We start from the raw sequence: 14,480 nt of genomic DNA, 5'->3' as shown, positions 1-14,480 counted from the left end.
CGGTGACCGGTGACACGTGACACGTGCGTACCGGACATTCGCGCCGACGCGGGGGCGCCGTCGCCACGGGAGCGGCCATACTGGCCGTCGTGCGCGTTGCGATCATGACGGCGGGTTCCCGGGGCGACGCCGCCCCCTACACCGGGCTCGGGCACCGGCTGGCGCTGGCCGGGCACGAGGTCACACTGGTCACGCACGGCCGTTTCGAACCGCTGGTGGCGGGATCGGACGTACGGTTCCACGCGCTGCCGGTGGATCCGCTGGCGGAACTGCGGTCCCCGCGCGGCCAGGGCCTGCACCGCAGTGCCGGCGGGGCCGGGAAGCTGCTGCGCGTGGTGGAGCTGGCGCGGCGTCTGGTGGGGCGGATGACCGAGGACCTGCTGGAGGCGGCACGGGACAGCGACGTGCTGCTGCTGTCCGCCTCGCTGGCCCCGCTCGGGCACACGATCGCCGAGGGGCTGCGGCTGCCGAGCCTGGGGGTGTATCTGCAACCTCTCGCCGCCACCAGGGAGTTCGCGCCACCGGTGCTCGGGGGCGGTGCCTGGGGCGGGCCGGTGAACCGGCTCGCCGGGCAGGGGGTGGGCCTGGCCGTGGAGCATGTCTTCTCCGGTACCGTGCCGGCCCTGCGCGAGCGGCTCGGCCTGCCCCCGCTGGGCACCGGTGCCGCCCGGCGGGGGCGCGAACGGCGGCGCTGGCCGGTGCACCACGGCTTCAGCCCCCTGGTGGTGCCCCGGCCCGCCGACTGGCGGGCGGGCCTGGAGGTGGGCGGCTACTGGTGGCCGTACGACACCGGGCACCGGCTCCCCGAGGAGGTCGAGGAGTTCCTCGACGCGGGACCGCCACCGGTCTTCGTCGGGCTGGGCAGCGCCACCGTGCCGGACGCCGGGAGGCTGAGCGCGCGGGTGGTGGCGGCACTGCGGCGGGCCGGGCTGCGCGGGGTGATCCAGCGCGGCTGGGGCGGGCTCGCGGCCGACGGGGACGACATGCTGACCATCGGCGAGGTGCCGCACTCGCTCCTGTTCCCGAGGACGGCCGCCGTGGTCCACCACGCGGGCGCGGGCACCACGGCGGCGGGGCTGCGCGCCGGGGTGCCGGCGGTGCCCGTGCCGGTGCAGTTCGACGCGGGTTTCTGGGCCGCCCGGCTGGTCGCGCTGGGGGTCGCCCCCGCCGTCGTACCCCTGCGCCGGCTGACCGTGGACGCGCTGGCCACGGCCCTGGTACGGGCCACCCGCGACCCGGCCTGCCGGCGGCGCGCCGAGGCACTGGGCGCCCGGATCCGCGACGAGGACGGCACCGCACCGGTCCTGACCGCCGTCGACCGGCTCACCGGCTGACCCGGACCCGCCACCCCGGCCACGGTCCCGGCCCACCCGGTCCCCGCCCGGCCCGCCGACGGCGCACCGGCATTCCGGGGGTGTCAGTCAGCCGGTGGTGAGGACCATGCGGAAGCGGGCGGCGCCGGTGAGCATCTTGTCGTACGCCTCGCCGGCCCGCTCCAGCGGCACCGTCTCGGTCATCGGGCGGATGCCGTGCAGGGCGCTGAAGGCCATGGTGTCCTCGACGTCCTGCGCGGTGCCGGAGGGGTGTCCGCGGACCACCCGCCCGCTCATGATCAGCTGCACCGGGCTGATGCCCAGCGGCTCGGGGGTGGCGCCGATGACGGTCAGTTCGCCGCGCGGGGCCAGGCCGTCCGCGGTCGCGGTGATGGCCTCGGAGCTGCCGGCGGTGGCCAGGACGGCCTTCGCCCCGCCGAGGGAGCGCAGCGCCTCGGCGACCGGGGTCGGTGCCGTGCTGTCGACGTAGTGGTGGGCGCCGAGCCGCTCGGCGAAGCCGGCCTTCTCGGCGCCCCGGGCGATCGCCACGGTCTCGAAGCCCATCGCCACCGCGTACTGCACGCCGAGGTGGCCGAGGCCCCCGAGGCCGAGCACCGCGACCAGGTCGCCCGGCTCGGCCGGACCGCGCCGCAGCCCGTTGAACGTGGTCACGCCCGCGCAGGCCAGGGGCCCCGCGTCGGCCGCGGCGAGCACGTCGGGGATCCGGGCCAGGGCGTCGACGGGCACGGTCGTCCGCTCGCCGAAGCCGCCGTCGTAGGCCCAGCCGGGGACCTTCAGGGCGGTGCACACCACGAAGTCGCCCCGGCGGCAGGGCCGGCAGTGACCGCAGCTGCCGCCGAACCAGCCGACGGCCACCCGGTCGCCGACGCTCCAGCCGCGCTCCCCGGTGCCCTCGCCCAGTTCCTCGATCCGCCCGGCGATCTCGTGCCCGGGAACCTCGGGGAAGGTGACGCCCGGCAGTGCGCCGCCGACGAAGAGGGCGTCGCTGTGGCAGATCCCGCACGCCTCCACGGCGATCCGCACCTGGCCGGGACCCGGCGGCCGGATCTCCCGCTCGGCGAGTTCGAAGGTGCCGTTGGGCTCGGTCACCTGGGCGACTCGGCTGGTACTCATGGCGCTCTCCGGGGGACGGGGCGACGGCCTTCACCCCCAGCAGACCAGCTCCGGCCCGATCACGCGCGCCGAACCCGCCCGCACCCCCGCGACCCGCGCCCGCGTCGGCTCAGCGGGAGCCGGGACGCCAGCCGTCCGGCCGGAGCATGCCCAGCAGCAGCCGGACCAGCTCGTCCACCACCTCGTCCAGCGTGGCGTCCACCCAGCCGGCGGTCCAGTCGTGCAGCAGGCCGTTGACGCCGCCGATGAAGGCCGTGGCCGCCAGGCGGTAGTCGCGCGGCGCCGCCTCCCCGCGGGCCACGGCCGCGGCGGCCTCGGCGCGGATGAGGTCGACCCAGCGGGCCCGGCGGGCCAGGCGCTGCTCCTCCAGCCGTGGGCTGACGCCGATGATCTCCATGAAGGCGATGCGGGTGCGGCGGGGGTCGCGGGTGACGGCGCGGGCGTAGGCCCGGAAGAGGACGGTGGCCCGGTCGGCCAGCGGCAGTCCGTCCGCCTCGGCGAGCGCGTCCACGACGGCCTGTTCGGCCCAGCCGTTGACCTGGAGGTGCAGCGCGGCCAGGACGTCCTCCAGGGTGCGGAACTCCTCGTAGAACTGGCGGGTGGACAGTCCGGCGGCCTGGCTGAGGGCGGCGACGGTGGTGCCCCGGTAGCCGGGGGCGTCGCCGAACAGCCGCAGCGCCGCGTCGAGGAAGCGGCGGCGCCGCTCGGCCTGCCGTTCCTCGGCGGACCGGCCGCCGTAGCGTCCCGTCGGCGCCCTGAGTCTGCCGCCCAACGTGTCCCCCTCCATCGCCCCGCCGGTCGTCAGCGGTTCGGTCCGCGGTCGTCCAATCTTGTCGTGCACGCATCTTGTCGAGAAGGCCGTCTCGTCCTTACTTTTCAGTAAGTTCACTGTGAATGCGGCCGTGTTCAGATCCCCCGGACTTCCCCCCGACCTCCCTTGAGGAAAGAGAGCCGTCATGGCTGCCTCCAGAACCAGGCACCTGTGCTCCATGGCCGTCGCCCTCGCCCTGGCCGCCGCCGGGCCGGCCGCCGCCTCCGCGCGTGCCGCCGCCCCCGACGGTCTGCGCGAGGTGCTGTTCGTCGGCAACAACTGGGACGGCACCGCCGATGTCATCCGGTCTTCCGGCGACTACGCGAAGATCGGCCGGATCAGCGTCGTCCCGGACAAGGCCGCGCGGATGGCGGAGATCAACGCGGATCCGGTCAAGTGGATCTACTTCCAGGCGATCCGCAACAGCGTCGGCGAGGGCCACGACCAGTTCGCCGACGACATGTACTCCACCCCGGACGGCCGGTCGGTGGTGGTGTCCCGGCCGAGCTTCGCGGACGTGGTCTCCATCGGCCTGGCCGACGGAAAGGTCAACTGGCGGTTCCCCGTGGCCGGTTACCGGGCCGACCACATGGCGGTCTCGCCGGACGGCACCCGGGTGGCGGTGTCCGCCTCGACGGCCAACACCGTGCATGTGCTGGACATCACCACCGGCCGGCAGCTGGGGTCGTTCAAGACCGGCGACAAGCCGCACGAGAACGTCTTCAGCAAGGACGGCACGCGCCTGTGGAACATGTCCATCGGTGACGTCAACACCGACCTGGACGGCCCGGGCTGGGACTGGACGAAGGGCGACCGGCACATCACGGTCGTGGACACCACGACGTTCCAGCAGGTGAAGGTCGTCGACATGCGGCAGCGGCTGGACGCGTTCGGACTGAAGGACTTCTCCGACGCGGTCCGCCCGGCCGTGTTCTCCCCCGACGAGTCCAAGCTCTACTTCCAGGTGTCGTTCTTCAACGGCTTCCTCGAGTACGACGTGGCCACCGACAGGATCACCCGGCTGAAGACGCTGCCGAAGAACCCGGCGACCAGCGAGGACCGCACCACCTGGGTCAACGACTCGCGCCACCACGGGATCTCGATGAACCCCGAGGGCACCAAGCTGTGCGTGGCGGGCACCATGGACGACTACGCGACCGTGGTCGACCGGGCCTCGCTCCAGGAGGGGCCGCTGGTCCCGGCGGCCAAGCCGTACTGGGCGACGGTGAGCGGCGACGGCAGGGACTGTGTCGTCTCCGAGAGCGGCGCCGACCAGGTGACGGCGATCGACTTCGCCACCGGACGGAAGGTGGCCTCCGTTCCCGTCGGCGACCATCCGCAGCGCGTCCGGCTGGGGCACGTGGCGGCCGACTGGACCGGTCCCGGCGGTAGCTGACGCCCCATCAGACCGTGGTCTCCGGGGTGCCCCACTCACCCCGGAGACCACCTCACTGCCCGGCGGGCGTGGAGGTGGGCGGCGTACGCCGGGCGACGGGCGGCCGGCGCACCCCGACGACCGACCGCGCCGCCCGGCCGGGGCAGGCCTTTCCGGCGCGGGGCCGGCCCGCCCGGGCTCTCCCGTCGGCCCGGGCCTCGGCGCCCGGATCCCTGAGGGGCGGCGGAGGCCGTGGCCCCGCGCCGGGGCGGCCCCGGCACCCCGCCCGGCCGGACGGACTCGACGGCCGTGCGGCGAGCGCTACTCGGGGTCTCCGGCCACCCTCGCGTGCAGATGCTGGTCGTGCCAGCCGTCGGCGTGCAGGAGGGCGCTGCGCTGGGTGCCCTCGTAGGGGAAGCCGGCGCGCTCGGCGACCCGGCAGGACGCGGTGTTGCCCGTGGAGTGGCACAGGCGCAGGCGGTGCAGGCCCAGGTCGTCCAGGGCCCACCGGGCGAGCCGGCGGACCGCCGTGACGGCGAGGCCGGCGCCGCGCGCCGGGGGCAGCAGCCAGTAGACGAGTTCGGCGCCGCCGCCCGCCAGGTCGACGTCGTTCAGGCCGACGAGTCCGACGGCCGGGCCGTCGGTCCGGGCGAGGGCCCACACCGCGCCGGTCTCGGCCCGCCACCGCTCGTGCATGCGCGCGATCCGGTCGCGGGCCTGCGCGGTGCCGGCCACGGTGAACAGGTTCCACCGCCGGATGTCCGGGTCCTGCCCGGCGGCGAGCAGCGCGTCGGCGTCCCCGGGCCGCCACGGCCGTAGCTCCCGGCCGTCCGGCAGGCCGAGGACGGGTTGCCCGCGGCCGGCCATGCGGCCCGCGGGTACGACGTCGGGTATGCCGGCGCTGGGGATCATTCCGGCATCCTCGCACAGGCCCCCGCTACGGCCGCGGCAGGCGGTGCAGGGTCACCTCCGTGAGCGCGCCGCCGGCCGCCGTCGCGGTGAGGTAGGTGCAGTACGGCTCGCGGCGGCGGTCGGTCGGGGAGCCGGGGTTGAGCAGGCGCAGGCCGCCGGGGGCGGTGGTGTCCCAGGGGATGTGGCTGTGCCCGAACACCAGGACGTCCAGGTCCGGGAAGCGGGCCGCGCAGCGGGCCTCGCGGCCCTGGGCGGGGCCGGTCTCGTGGACCACGCCGAAGCGCAGGCCGCCCAGTTCGGCGCGGGCCACCTCGGGCAGCCGGGCGCGCAGTCCGGGGCCGTCGTTGTTGCCGTACACGCCGATCAGCCGGCGGCTGCGGCTCTCCAGCAGGTCCAGGGTGGCGGTGTCCACCCAGTCCCCGGCGTGCAGGACGACGTCGGCGTGCGGGAGTTCGGCGAGCAGTTGCTCCGGGAGCCGCTTGGCCCGCTTGGGCAGGTGGGTGTCGGACATGAGCAGGAGGCGCACGCCGTCAGCCTAGGCCGCTCGTCCGGTGAGGCGGCGCACGCCGAGCGTGGTGCCGAGCACGGCGGCGCCCGCGCCGAGGGCGGTGGCGGCGGGGTGCCGGACCAGGGTCTCCTGCCAGGAGCGGGAGTGCGCGCTGTCGTCGAAGGCGCCGTGCGCGCCCTGGTCGTCGGCGGGGCCGCGGTCGACCGGTTCGAACAGGTTGTCCAGGTGGGCGGGCGGGACGCGGTCGGTCTGCTGGGAGTCGAAGCCGGTGCGGGCCAGATAGCGGTCGAGCAGCGCCGGGACGAGCCGGTTGGCCCAGATGGTGGCGACGGTGGAGGCACCGACGTAGTACTGCTTGCGGCGCGGGTGGTCGGCCGCGTACAGCACGCCCCGGGCGGCCACCTCGGGCTGGTAGATCGGCGGGACCGGCATGGGGTGCTTGGCCAGCCGGGAGCGGACCCATTCGAACTGCGGGGTGTTGACGGCGGGCATCTGGGCGACGGTGATGTGCACGTCGCTGCCGCGGTGCATCAGTTCGGTGCGCAGGGAGGAGGTGAAGCCGTTGATGGCGTGCTTGGCGCCGCAGTACGCCGACTGGAGCGGGATGGACCGTTCCCCGAGCGCGGAGCCGACCTGCACGATCGTGCCCCGGTCGCGCGGGAGCATGCGCTTGAGGGCGGTGCGGGTGCCGTTGACGAAGCCGAGGTACGTCACCTCGGTGACCCGCTTGAACTCCTCCGCGGTGATCTCCTCGAACGGCGCGAACACCGAGGCGAACGCGCAGTTGATCCAGACGTCGACCGGACCGAACGCCTGCTCGGCGGCCTCGGCGGCGGCCTCCAGCTGCGCCGGGTCGGCCACGTCGGCCACGTGCACCAGGGGCCGTCCGCCGAGCGCCGCGACCTCGTCGGCCGCCGCCCGCAGACCGCCCTCGCCGCGCGCGACGAGGACGACGTCGGCGCCCCGCCGGGCGTACAGGCGGGCGGTGGCGCGGCCGATGCCGGCGCTGGCGCCGGTGATGACGACGGTGGGGGGCATGGTCCTCTCCTCTTCCAGCACGATGTCGGCTTCCAGCACGATGCCGGTTTCCAGCACGATGGCGGCGCGGGGGTCCGGCGCCGTGGGTCTCACTCCGTCCGGTACGGCCGCGCCCGCTCCTCGGCGAGCGTGAGGCCGAGCCCGGGTTCCCCGTCGGCGCCCGGGGTGACGCTGCCGCCGCCCGGGTCGAGGACGCCGTCGAACAGGAGGCGCTCGATGCGGACGTGGTCGTGGAACCACTCCAGGTGGCGCAGGTTGGGCACGGCGGCGGCGGCGTGGGCGTGTGCGTGCGGCGCGCAGTGCCCGGAGATGTCGGTGCCGCGCGCCTGGGCGAGCGCGGCGGCGCGCAGCCAGACGGTGATGCCGCCGCACCGGGTGACGTCGGCCTGGAGGCAGTCGACGGCTCCGGCGGCCAGCATGTGTTCGAAGTACGGCAGGGTGTAGCCGTACTCGCCGGCGGCGACGTCGAGGGGGATCCGGTCGCGCAGGCCGGCGAGGACGGTGAGGTGGTCGGAGGAGACGGGTTCCTCGAACCAGGTGACGCCCTGGTCGGCGAGTGCCCCCGCGATCCGCAGCGCCTGGCCGCCGGTGTACCCGCCGTTGGCGTCCACGTACAGCTCGGCCGTGTCGCCGATGGCCGCCCGTGCGCGGGCGACACGTTTCAGGTCGCGGTCCTGCCGGGCGCCCCAGGACTCCCCGATCTTGATCTTGACGCGGGGGATGCCCTGGTCCTCGGTCCAGCCGCGCAGCTGGCGTTCCTGCCGTTCGGCGTCGTACGTGGTGAAGCCGCCGCTGCCGTAGACCGGCACGTCGGTGCGGGCGGCGCCCAGCAGGTGTACGAGGGGCAGGCCGAGCAGGCGGGCCTTGAGGTCCCACAGGGCGATGTCGACGGCGGCGATCGCCTGCGCGGCCAGACCGGGCAGTCCGGCGTTGCGCACGGCCCGGCACATCCGCTCGTTGGCGCGCGGCACGTCGTACGCGCACAGGCCGGTGACGGTGCCGGCCAGCAGTTCGCGGACCAGGTGGGCGGTGGCGGCGGGCGCGTAGGTGTAGCCGAGCCCGGCGGTGGTGCCGGAGCGGACGGTGACCAGGACGAGGGTGGTCCTGTCCCAGGCGAGGGTGCCGTCCGCCTCGGGGGCGTCGGTGGGCACGGTGTAGACGGCGGTGCCGACCTCGTCGACGGCCGGCCGGGCGGTCATGGGCGCCTCCCGGGGCGGCGCCTCCCGCTCAGCACGGCCGCGGTGCCCGCGGCGACGGCGGCCACGGAGGCGGCGGTCGCCCAGCCCGCCGTGCGGGAGGGTTCGGCGGGGCGGACGGCCAGCCGTTCGGGCCGGTCGCTGGGCAGGTTGCCGTCGAGGGCGAACGCGAGGGCCTCGGCGAGGTGCAGCGCGCGGCGGCCGGTCGCGCCCTGTTCGATCTGGGTGCGGCAGCTGAAGCCGTCGGCGATGACCAGGCTGTCCGGGGCGGCGGCGCGTACGGCGGGCAGGACGCCCAGTTCGCCGACGGCCATGGACACCTCGTGGTGGCCGCGTTCGAAGCCGAAGTTGCCGGCCAGGCCGCAGCAGCCCTCGTCGAGCACCTCGGCGTCGAGGTGGGCGCGGCGCATCAGCTCGCGGTCGGCGTCGAACTTCATGACGGCGTGCTGGTGGCAGTGGGTCTGCACGGTGGCCCGCCGGGACAGCCGGGGCGGCCGCCAGTCGTCGGGGGCGTGGTGGACCAGATGTTCGGCGAAGGTGCGCACCTGCCCGGCCAGCCGCTGTACGTCCTGGTCGCCGGGCATCAGTTCCGGGGCGTCGGAGCGGAAGACGGCCGTGCAGGAGGGTTCCAGGCCGATGACGGGCGTACCGGCCTCCAGATAGGGCCGCAGCACGCCGAGGGTCCGGGTCAGCACCTTCTCGGCGGTGGCGAGCTGGCCGGTGGAGATCCAGGTCAGTCCGCAGCACACGGGTTCGGTGGGAACGGCGACGCGGAAGCCGGCGTCGTCCAGGACGCGGACGGCGGACCGGGCGATGGCGGGGTGGAAGTAGGTGCTGAAGGTGTCCGGCCACAGGACGACCGTGCGCGGGTCGGCCGGGTCGGGTTCCGGCCGGCCCTGGGCCCGCCACCACTGGAGGAAGGACTCCTCGGCGAACACCGGTGCCTCGCGGGCCCGGTCGATGCCGGCCAGCCGTTTGCCGAGGCGGGCCAGGCCGGGCGCGTGCAGCGCGGAGTTCACCAGCTTGGGGGCGGTGCGGGAGAGCCGGGCCCACAGCGGGAGCCAGCCCATGGAGTAGTGGGCCATGGGGCGCGTGCGGCCCGCGTAGTGGTGGGAGAGGAACTCGGCCTTGAGGGTGGCCATGTCGACACCGGTCGGGCAGTCCGACTTGCAGCCCTTGCAGGCCAGGCAGAGGTCGAGCGCGTCATGGACGGCGGTGGACCGCCAGCCGTCCTCGACCACGGAGTCCGGGTGCCCGCCGAGCATCTCGAACAGCAGCCGGGCCCGGCCGCGGGTGGAGTGCTCCTCCTCCCTGGTGGCCCGGTACGAGGGGCACATGACGCCGCCGGTGTGGCCGCGGCAGTTGCCGATGCCGACGCAGCGCATCACCGCCCGCTTGAAGGAGTGTTCGTCGTCGGGGAAGCCGAAGTGGGTCGCGGGGGTGGCGGGCCGCCAGGCGGGGCCGAGCCGCAGTTGTCCGTCGACCGGGTTCGGGTGGACGACCTTGCCGGGGTTCATCCGGTTGCCGGGGTCGAACAGCGCCTTCAGTTCGCCGAACGCGGTCACGAGCCGGGCGCCGAACATCCGGGTGAGCAGTTCGCCGCGGGACTGGCCGTCGCCGTGCTCGCCGGACAGGGAGCCGCCGTAGGAGGCGACGAGGTCGGCGGCGCGCTCGACGAACCGCCGGAAGACGGCCACGCCTTCGGCGGTGCGCAGGTCGAAGGGGATGCGGGTGTGCACGCAGCCCTGGCCGAAGTGGCCGTACAGGGACGGGTGGTCGTAGTCGGACTCGGCGAACAGGCCCTTCAGGTCGCGCAGGTAGTCGCCGAGCCGTTCGGGCGGGACGGCGGAGTCCTCCCAGCCCTCCCAGGTCTCCCGGTCGTCCGGCGGGCGGGCGGTGACACCGAGTCCGGCCTCGCGGGCCCTGAGCATCTTCTGCTCGCGTTCGGGGTCGTCGGAGAAGGCGACGTTCCGGTCCTTCTCGTCGCGGCCGAGGGCGTGCAGCAGGGCGTGCGCCTGTTCGTCGACGTCCTCCTGGCTGTCGCCGCTGTACTGCACCATCAGCCAGCTGTCGCCCTCGGGCAGCACGGCGAGCGAGTCCAGGTAGGCGCCCTCCTCGCGCATCAGCTGGGCCATCCGGCCGTCCAGGGCCTCGAGCTGGGTGGGGTTGCAGTGCTCCAGCAGGCGGGGTACGTCGTCCCCGGCGGCGCAGATGTCGTCGTAGCCGAGGACGAGCAGGGACTGGTACGCCGGCACGGGTACGAGGTCGAGTTCGGCGCGCAGGACGGTCACGAGGGTGCCCTCGCTGCCGACGAGCGCCTTGGCCACGTCGAAGCCGTTCTCGGGCAGCAGGGAGTCCAGGTTGTAGCCGGAGACGCGGCGCGGGATCTTCGGGTAGCCGCGGCGGATGTCGGCGAGGTATTCGGTGGCGATGCGGTCCAGGCCGGCGTAGATCCGGGCGAGCCGTCCGCCGCCGGCGATGATCCGCTCCCGTTCGTCGGGCGGGGTGGGGCCGACCCAGGCGCGTTGCCCGTCGTAGGTGAGGATCTCCAGCCGGCGGATGTTGTCGACGGTCTTGCCGTAGGCCTGGGCGGAGGCGCCGCAGGAGTTGTTGCCGATCATGCCGCCGATCGCGCAGTGGCTGTGGGTGGACGGCTTGGGGCCGAACTGAAGCTTGTGGCGGGCCAGTTGCCGGTTGAGTTCGTCCAGGACGATGCCGGGTTCCACCACGCAGGTGCGCCGTTCGGCGTCGACGGAGAGCACGCCGGTGCAGTACTTGCTCCAGTCGATCACCACGGCGGTGTTGGTCGTCTGTCCCGCGAGGCTGGTGCCGCCGCCCCGGGACAGGACGGGGGCGTCGAAGCGTGCGCACACCGACACCGCCCGGGCGCCCGCCTCCACGGTGCGGGGGACGACGACGCCGATCGGGGGCTGCCGGTAGTTGGAACCGTCCGTGGCGTAGGCTCCGCGGCTGCCCGCGTCGAAGCGGACTTCGCCGTCCACCTCGGCACGGAGGGCCGCCTCCAGGCCGGACCTGTCCGCAGGGGTCATCTGCGCTCCTTGGGTTCACCGACGTACTGCCCGTGTCCGGGGCCGGGCGAGTACCCCGGCAAATAGACAGGTAAAACTGAACAGTCCGAACTGGACAGTTACGGCTGTCGGCCATAGCCTGGCGGGCATGGCCGACATCTCCGACTCCGCCGCCCGCGCCGCGCGTGATCTGCGCGTGGTCTTCAGCAGGCTGCGGCGCCGCATCCGCGAGGTCGCGCAGGACGCCGACCTCAGCCCCTCCCAGGAGTCGGCGCTCACCCTGGCCGGCAAGCACGGCGCGGCCACGGCCAGCGCGCTCGCCGCCGCCGAGGGGGTGCGCCCGCAGTCGATGGCCGTCACCCTGGCCGCGCTGGAGCGGCACGGGCTGATCCGCCGGGCCCCCGACCCCGACGACGGCCGCCGGCAACTCGTCACCCTGACCGACGCCGGCCGGGCCCGGACCGAGGGCAACCGGCAGGTGCGCGAGGAGTGGCTGGCCCGCGCCTTCCAGGACCGCTACACGGAGCAGGAGCGGGAGACGGTCCTCGCGGCGCTGGAGCTGCTGGAGCGGCTGTCGGCGCCGTGACCCCGGGGAGGACGCACGGCACGGGCCGGCAGGCCGGCCGCCATGCCCCTCCCCCGCCCGGCCGTCCCCCCGGCCGGCTCACCACCGGAACACCCGAAAGGCCCGACCGGCTCATGTCGCTCACCACGCTCGACCCCCGTACCGCCCTCGTCGCCATCGACCTCCAGAACGGCATCGTGGCCATGCCCACCCAGCCCCGCCCCGGCCCGGAGGTCGTCTCCCGCACGGCGGAACTCGCCGACGCCTTCCGCGCGCACGGGCTGCCCGTGGTCCTGGTCCGGGTCTCCTTCGCGGCCGACGGGGCGGACGCGGTCCCCGGGCGCACCGAACGCCAGGCGCGCGGGCTCGCCTTCCCGGAGGGCTGGGACGTCGTCGTGGACGAGCTGTCCGGCCACCCCGGCGACATCCGGGTCACCAAGCACAACTGGAGCGCCTTCCACGGCACCGACCTGGACGTGCAGCTGCGCCGCCGGGGCGTCACGCAGATCGTGCTGACGGGCGTCGCGACCAGCATCGGCGTGGAGTCCACCGCGCGCGACGCCTACGCGCACGGGTATCACGTCACGCTCGCCACGGACGCCATGGCCGACGCCGACGGCGAGGCGCACGCCAACAGTGTGGAGCGGATCTTCCCGCGGCTCGGTGAGACCGGTACGGCCGCCGAGATCATGGAGCTGCTCGCCAAGACCCGCGTCTGACTCCCTGACGGGCCTCTTTCCCGGGGGACCGTCGGTGGCACGGGCCGGTGCCGGGCCCGGCCGAGCGGTCCGTGTCCGGTGCCCGGCCGGGTCCCGGGGTGTGCCCCCGCGCACGCGGAACCCGGCCGCACGGGATCAGGTGCGGCCGCCGCCACCGCCGCCGAAGGACCCGCTGGACCCCGGCGACCAGCGGGGACGGCTCTGGTCGGCGGCGCGCTTGGTGCCGGCGTTGCCCAGCTCGTGCGGGGTGAGGCGGTCGCCCCCGTCGGCGGCCCGGGGCACCTCGTCGGGCTCACGGACCTCGCGGGTCTCCCGCACCGGTCCGCCCGCCGGCATCTTGGGCTGCTCCTCCGGGCGCGGCGGCGCCGGCTCCCGCTCGCGCACCTTGGCACCCAGCCGGAAGGCCCAGATGATTCCCGCGACGAGGGCCACTCCGGCGATCAGGATCAGGACGTATCCGAAGGCCTGCGCGCCCGTGGCCGCTTGGTACATGGCAGTGTTCATGGTCGCCGGGTACCCGGGGCCGGGCGCCGGATGCCTGGTCGGGCGGTTCTACGGCGCTCCGTCCTGCTCGCCGGCCGCCGCGCGTTCCACCTCCGCCTCGACCTCGGCCCGGGGCCGGCCCGTCTGCCGGGCGTACTCGCTCACCGCCGTCTGCACATCACGGGCGAGGTCACGCCACGCGCGCAGGGCGGTCTCGTAGGTGCCCGCCTGGACGCCGGTCAGCCGCTGCTCGGCCGGCGGGCCGTAGGCCTCCCGCAGTTCCTGGACCTGGGTCTGGGCGGCGTCGGCCGCGCGCTGCTTGGCGACCAGTTCTTCGAAGGTGTGCGACACGCCAACCGACCTTAGGCAGCTTCGGCGCTCCCGCCCAGAGCGACCTGCCGGAAGCGGCCGCCCCGCACCCGAGTGGCGGGACGGCCACCGGGCGCGGGCCCCGACCGCCGGGCCCGCCTACCCCGGGTCCCCGGTCGGGATGACGAGCAGCTTGGTGACCGAGCCGTCGTCGCCGACCACGTCCCGGACGTGGCGGAAGCCCAGGCTGCGGCACAGGGCCAGGCTGGCGGTGTTCCCGGCACCGACCATGCCGTACGCCTCGGTCAGTCCCAGGTTGCCGGCGGCGTGCCGAAGCAGGCCGCGGACGGCCTCGCCGCCCAGGCCGCGCCCCCAGTACGCGGGCACGAGCGCGGTGACGAGTTCATGGCCGTCGACGTTGCCGGTCGGCTTCACCTCGGCGTGGCCGACGTACGTGCCCGACAGCCACAGGCCCCACACGTCGAACCGGCGCTGCGGGTAGACGTCGGTGAGGATGGCGCGGAACAGCTCGCGCAGCTGCGGTTCGGGCACGAGGTCCTGCCCCATCCAGCGGCACACCTCCGCGTCGCGCAGCAGGGCGACGAAGTCGTCCTCGTGCTCGGGCCGGTAGGGGAGGAAGTCCAGGCGCTCGGTGCGCAGGACGGGGGTCTCGGCGGTGGTCATGGCGGGCTCCTCGGAGGTGGGGCGGTGCGGCGGGGCCGAGGGCGGTGGGGCGCCGGTGCTGCGGCTCGGGTGGGGGGAGGCGGTGCCGGGCCGGCGCGTGGCCGGCCCGGCGGGCGGTCGTGGCGCGACGGCGGTCAGGCGCCGGCGTTCTCCATGCGCTCGCGCAGGCTCTTGGGCCGCATGTCGGTCCATACCTCGTCGACGTAGGCGGAGCACTCGGCCTCGGTGCCCTCCTTGCCGACGGGCTGCCAGCCGGCGGGCACCTCGATGTCGACGGGCCACAGGGAGTACTGCTCCTCGTCGTTGCGCAGCACCTGGTAGCGGGTGTTCTCGTCCATGTCGTCTTCCTTCGTCGTGCGGTGGGCGGTGGGTGGTGTGCGGTGGGCGGGGCGGGCGGGTGGTGA

The 14,480-nt window shown here is 74.7% G+C and carries 15 protein-coding genes; 4 read left to right on the top strand and 11 right to left on the bottom strand.

All coding sequences use genetic code 11. The features are described from left to right. Positions 1 to 104 precede the first annotated feature (104 nt). Positions 105 to 1,334: a glycosyltransferase gene (locus AB0E62_RS01335; RefSeq protein WP_362186936.1), complete on the top strand. Its 1,230-nt coding sequence runs from the start codon at positions 105 to 107 to the stop codon at positions 1,332 to 1,334. An 87-nt stretch (positions 1,335 to 1,421) separates the two neighbouring features. Here the strand turns inward: AB0E62_RS01335 and AB0E62_RS01330 are convergent, their stop codons facing one another. Both AB0E62_RS01330 and AB0E62_RS01325 read right to left on the bottom strand, forming a co-directional pair. Beyond that, positions 1,422 to 2,447, bottom strand: coding sequence for an alcohol dehydrogenase catalytic domain-containing protein (locus AB0E62_RS01330; protein ID WP_362186247.1), 1,026 nt, complete (start codon positions 2,445 to 2,447; stop codon positions 1,422 to 1,424). Between the two features lie 109 nt (positions 2,448 to 2,556). Next, positions 2,557 to 3,219, bottom strand: a complete 663-nt coding sequence (locus AB0E62_RS01325; protein WP_362186933.1) for a TetR/AcrR family transcriptional regulator — start codon at positions 3,217 to 3,219, stop codon at positions 2,557 to 2,559. A gap of 184 nt (positions 3,220 to 3,403) precedes the next feature. Here AB0E62_RS01325 and AB0E62_RS01320 point away from each other — a divergent pair, with 184 nt between their 5' ends. After that, complete coding sequence (locus AB0E62_RS01320; RefSeq protein WP_362186244.1) at positions 3,404 to 4,654, top strand: YncE family protein; 1,251 nt, start codon at positions 3,404 to 3,406, stop codon at positions 4,652 to 4,654. A gap of 300 nt (positions 4,655 to 4,954) precedes the next feature. On the opposite strand, the gene AB0E62_RS01315 is transcribed toward AB0E62_RS01320, so the two are convergent. The 5 genes from AB0E62_RS01315 to AB0E62_RS01295 all read right to left on the bottom strand — a co-directional run bounded on the left by AB0E62_RS01315 (position 4,955) and on the right by AB0E62_RS01295 (position 11,337). After that, positions 4,955 to 5,545, bottom strand: coding sequence for a GNAT family N-acetyltransferase (locus tag AB0E62_RS01315; RefSeq protein ID WP_362186241.1), 591 nt, complete (start codon positions 5,543 to 5,545; stop codon positions 4,955 to 4,957). A gap of 25 nt (positions 5,546 to 5,570) precedes the next feature. Next, complete coding sequence (locus AB0E62_RS01310; RefSeq protein ID WP_362186238.1) at positions 5,571 to 6,071, bottom strand: metallophosphoesterase; 501 nt, start codon at positions 6,069 to 6,071, stop codon at positions 5,571 to 5,573. A gap of 9 nt (positions 6,072 to 6,080) precedes the next feature. Continuing rightward, entirely contained in the window at positions 6,081 to 7,091 is a 1,011-nt protein-coding gene (locus tag AB0E62_RS01305) for an SDR family oxidoreductase (RefSeq protein ID WP_362186930.1), read from the bottom strand. Between the two features lie 89 nt (positions 7,092 to 7,180). Beyond that, positions 7,181 to 8,290, bottom strand: coding sequence for an enolase C-terminal domain-like protein (locus AB0E62_RS01300; RefSeq protein WP_362186235.1), 1,110 nt, complete (start codon positions 8,288 to 8,290; stop codon positions 7,181 to 7,183). Further along, positions 8,287 to 11,337, bottom strand: coding sequence for an FAD-linked oxidase C-terminal domain-containing protein (locus tag AB0E62_RS01295; protein WP_362186232.1), 3,051 nt, complete (start codon positions 11,335 to 11,337; stop codon positions 8,287 to 8,289). The genes AB0E62_RS01300 and AB0E62_RS01295 overlap by 4 nt, the downstream gene beginning before the upstream one ends. A gap of 127 nt (positions 11,338 to 11,464) precedes the next feature. Here AB0E62_RS01295 and AB0E62_RS01290 point away from each other — a divergent pair, with 127 nt between their 5' ends. After that, on the top strand, positions 11,465 to 11,902 hold the full coding sequence (locus AB0E62_RS01290; protein ID WP_362186229.1) for a MarR family transcriptional regulator: 438 nt from the start codon (positions 11,465 to 11,467) through the stop codon (positions 11,900 to 11,902). A 113-nt stretch (positions 11,903 to 12,015) separates the two neighbouring features. Then, a complete protein-coding gene (locus AB0E62_RS01285; RefSeq protein WP_362186226.1) occupies positions 12,016 to 12,600 on the top strand; it encodes an isochorismatase family protein in 585 nt (194 codons plus the stop codon). A 135-nt stretch (positions 12,601 to 12,735) separates the two neighbouring features. Here AB0E62_RS01285 and AB0E62_RS01280 read toward each other — a convergent pair whose 3' ends face one another. The 4 genes from AB0E62_RS01280 to AB0E62_RS01265 all read right to left on the bottom strand — a co-directional run bounded on the left by AB0E62_RS01280 (position 12,736) and on the right by AB0E62_RS01265 (position 14,414). After that, on the bottom strand, positions 12,736 to 13,104 hold the full coding sequence (locus AB0E62_RS01280; RefSeq protein WP_362186223.1) for a DUF6479 family protein: 369 nt from the start codon (positions 13,102 to 13,104) through the stop codon (positions 12,736 to 12,738). Between the two features lie 48 nt (positions 13,105 to 13,152). Continuing rightward, on the bottom strand, positions 13,153 to 13,434 hold the full coding sequence (locus AB0E62_RS01275; RefSeq protein WP_362186220.1) for a hypothetical protein: 282 nt from the start codon (positions 13,432 to 13,434) through the stop codon (positions 13,153 to 13,155). A gap of 117 nt (positions 13,435 to 13,551) precedes the next feature. Further along, the gene (locus tag AB0E62_RS01270; protein WP_362186217.1) at positions 13,552 to 14,076 is read right to left on the bottom strand and encodes a GNAT family N-acetyltransferase; all 525 of its coding nucleotides are present in this window, start codon (positions 14,074 to 14,076) and stop codon (positions 13,552 to 13,554) included. A 134-nt stretch (positions 14,077 to 14,210) separates the two neighbouring features. Continuing rightward, the gene (locus AB0E62_RS01265; RefSeq protein WP_014676677.1) at positions 14,211 to 14,414 is read right to left on the bottom strand and encodes an MbtH family NRPS accessory protein; all 204 of its coding nucleotides are present in this window, start codon (positions 14,412 to 14,414) and stop codon (positions 14,211 to 14,213) included. Positions 14,415 to 14,480 lie beyond the last annotated feature (66 nt).

This window comes from Streptomyces sp. NPDC038707, from assembly GCF_040636485.1.
GTDB lineage: Bacteria > Actinomycetota > Actinomycetes > Streptomycetales > Streptomycetaceae > Streptomyces.
Note: the sequence above shows the minus strand (reverse complement) of the source record. Positions and strands in the feature narration are given on the sequence as shown.

Coding starts and splice junctions, on each gene's coding strand:
- AB0E62_RS01335 (WP_362186936.1), top strand. CDS start 105: ATGACGGCGGGTTCCCGGGGCGACGCCGCCCCCTACACCGGGCTCGGG.
- AB0E62_RS01330 (WP_362186247.1), bottom strand. CDS start 2,447: ATGAGTACCAGCCGAGTCGCCCAGGTGACCGAGCCCAACGGCACCTTC.
- AB0E62_RS01320 (WP_362186244.1), top strand. CDS start 3,404: ATGGCTGCCTCCAGAACCAGGCACCTGTGCTCCATGGCCGTCGCCCTC.
- AB0E62_RS01315 (WP_362186241.1), bottom strand. CDS start 5,545: ATGATCCCCAGCGCCGGCATACCCGACGTCGTACCCGCGGGCCGCATG.
- AB0E62_RS01305 (WP_362186930.1), bottom strand. CDS start 7,091: ATGCCCCCCACCGTCGTCATCACCGGCGCCAGCGCCGGCATCGGCCGC.
- AB0E62_RS01300 (WP_362186235.1), bottom strand. CDS start 8,290: ATGACCGCCCGGCCGGCCGTCGACGAGGTCGGCACCGCCGTCTACACC.
- AB0E62_RS01295 (WP_362186232.1), bottom strand. CDS start 11,337: ATGACCCCTGCGGACAGGTCCGGCCTGGAGGCGGCCCTCCGTGCCGAG.
- AB0E62_RS01290 (WP_362186229.1), top strand. CDS start 11,465: ATGGCCGACATCTCCGACTCCGCCGCCCGCGCCGCGCGTGATCTGCGC.
- AB0E62_RS01285 (WP_362186226.1), top strand. CDS start 12,016: ATGTCGCTCACCACGCTCGACCCCCGTACCGCCCTCGTCGCCATCGAC.
- AB0E62_RS01280 (WP_362186223.1), bottom strand. CDS start 13,104: ATGAACACTGCCATGTACCAAGCGGCCACGGGCGCGCAGGCCTTCGGA.
- AB0E62_RS01270 (WP_362186217.1), bottom strand. CDS start 14,076: ATGACCACCGCCGAGACCCCCGTCCTGCGCACCGAGCGCCTGGACTTC.
- AB0E62_RS01265 (WP_014676677.1), bottom strand. CDS start 14,414: ATGGACGAGAACACCCGCTACCAGGTGCTGCGCAACGACGAGGAGCAG.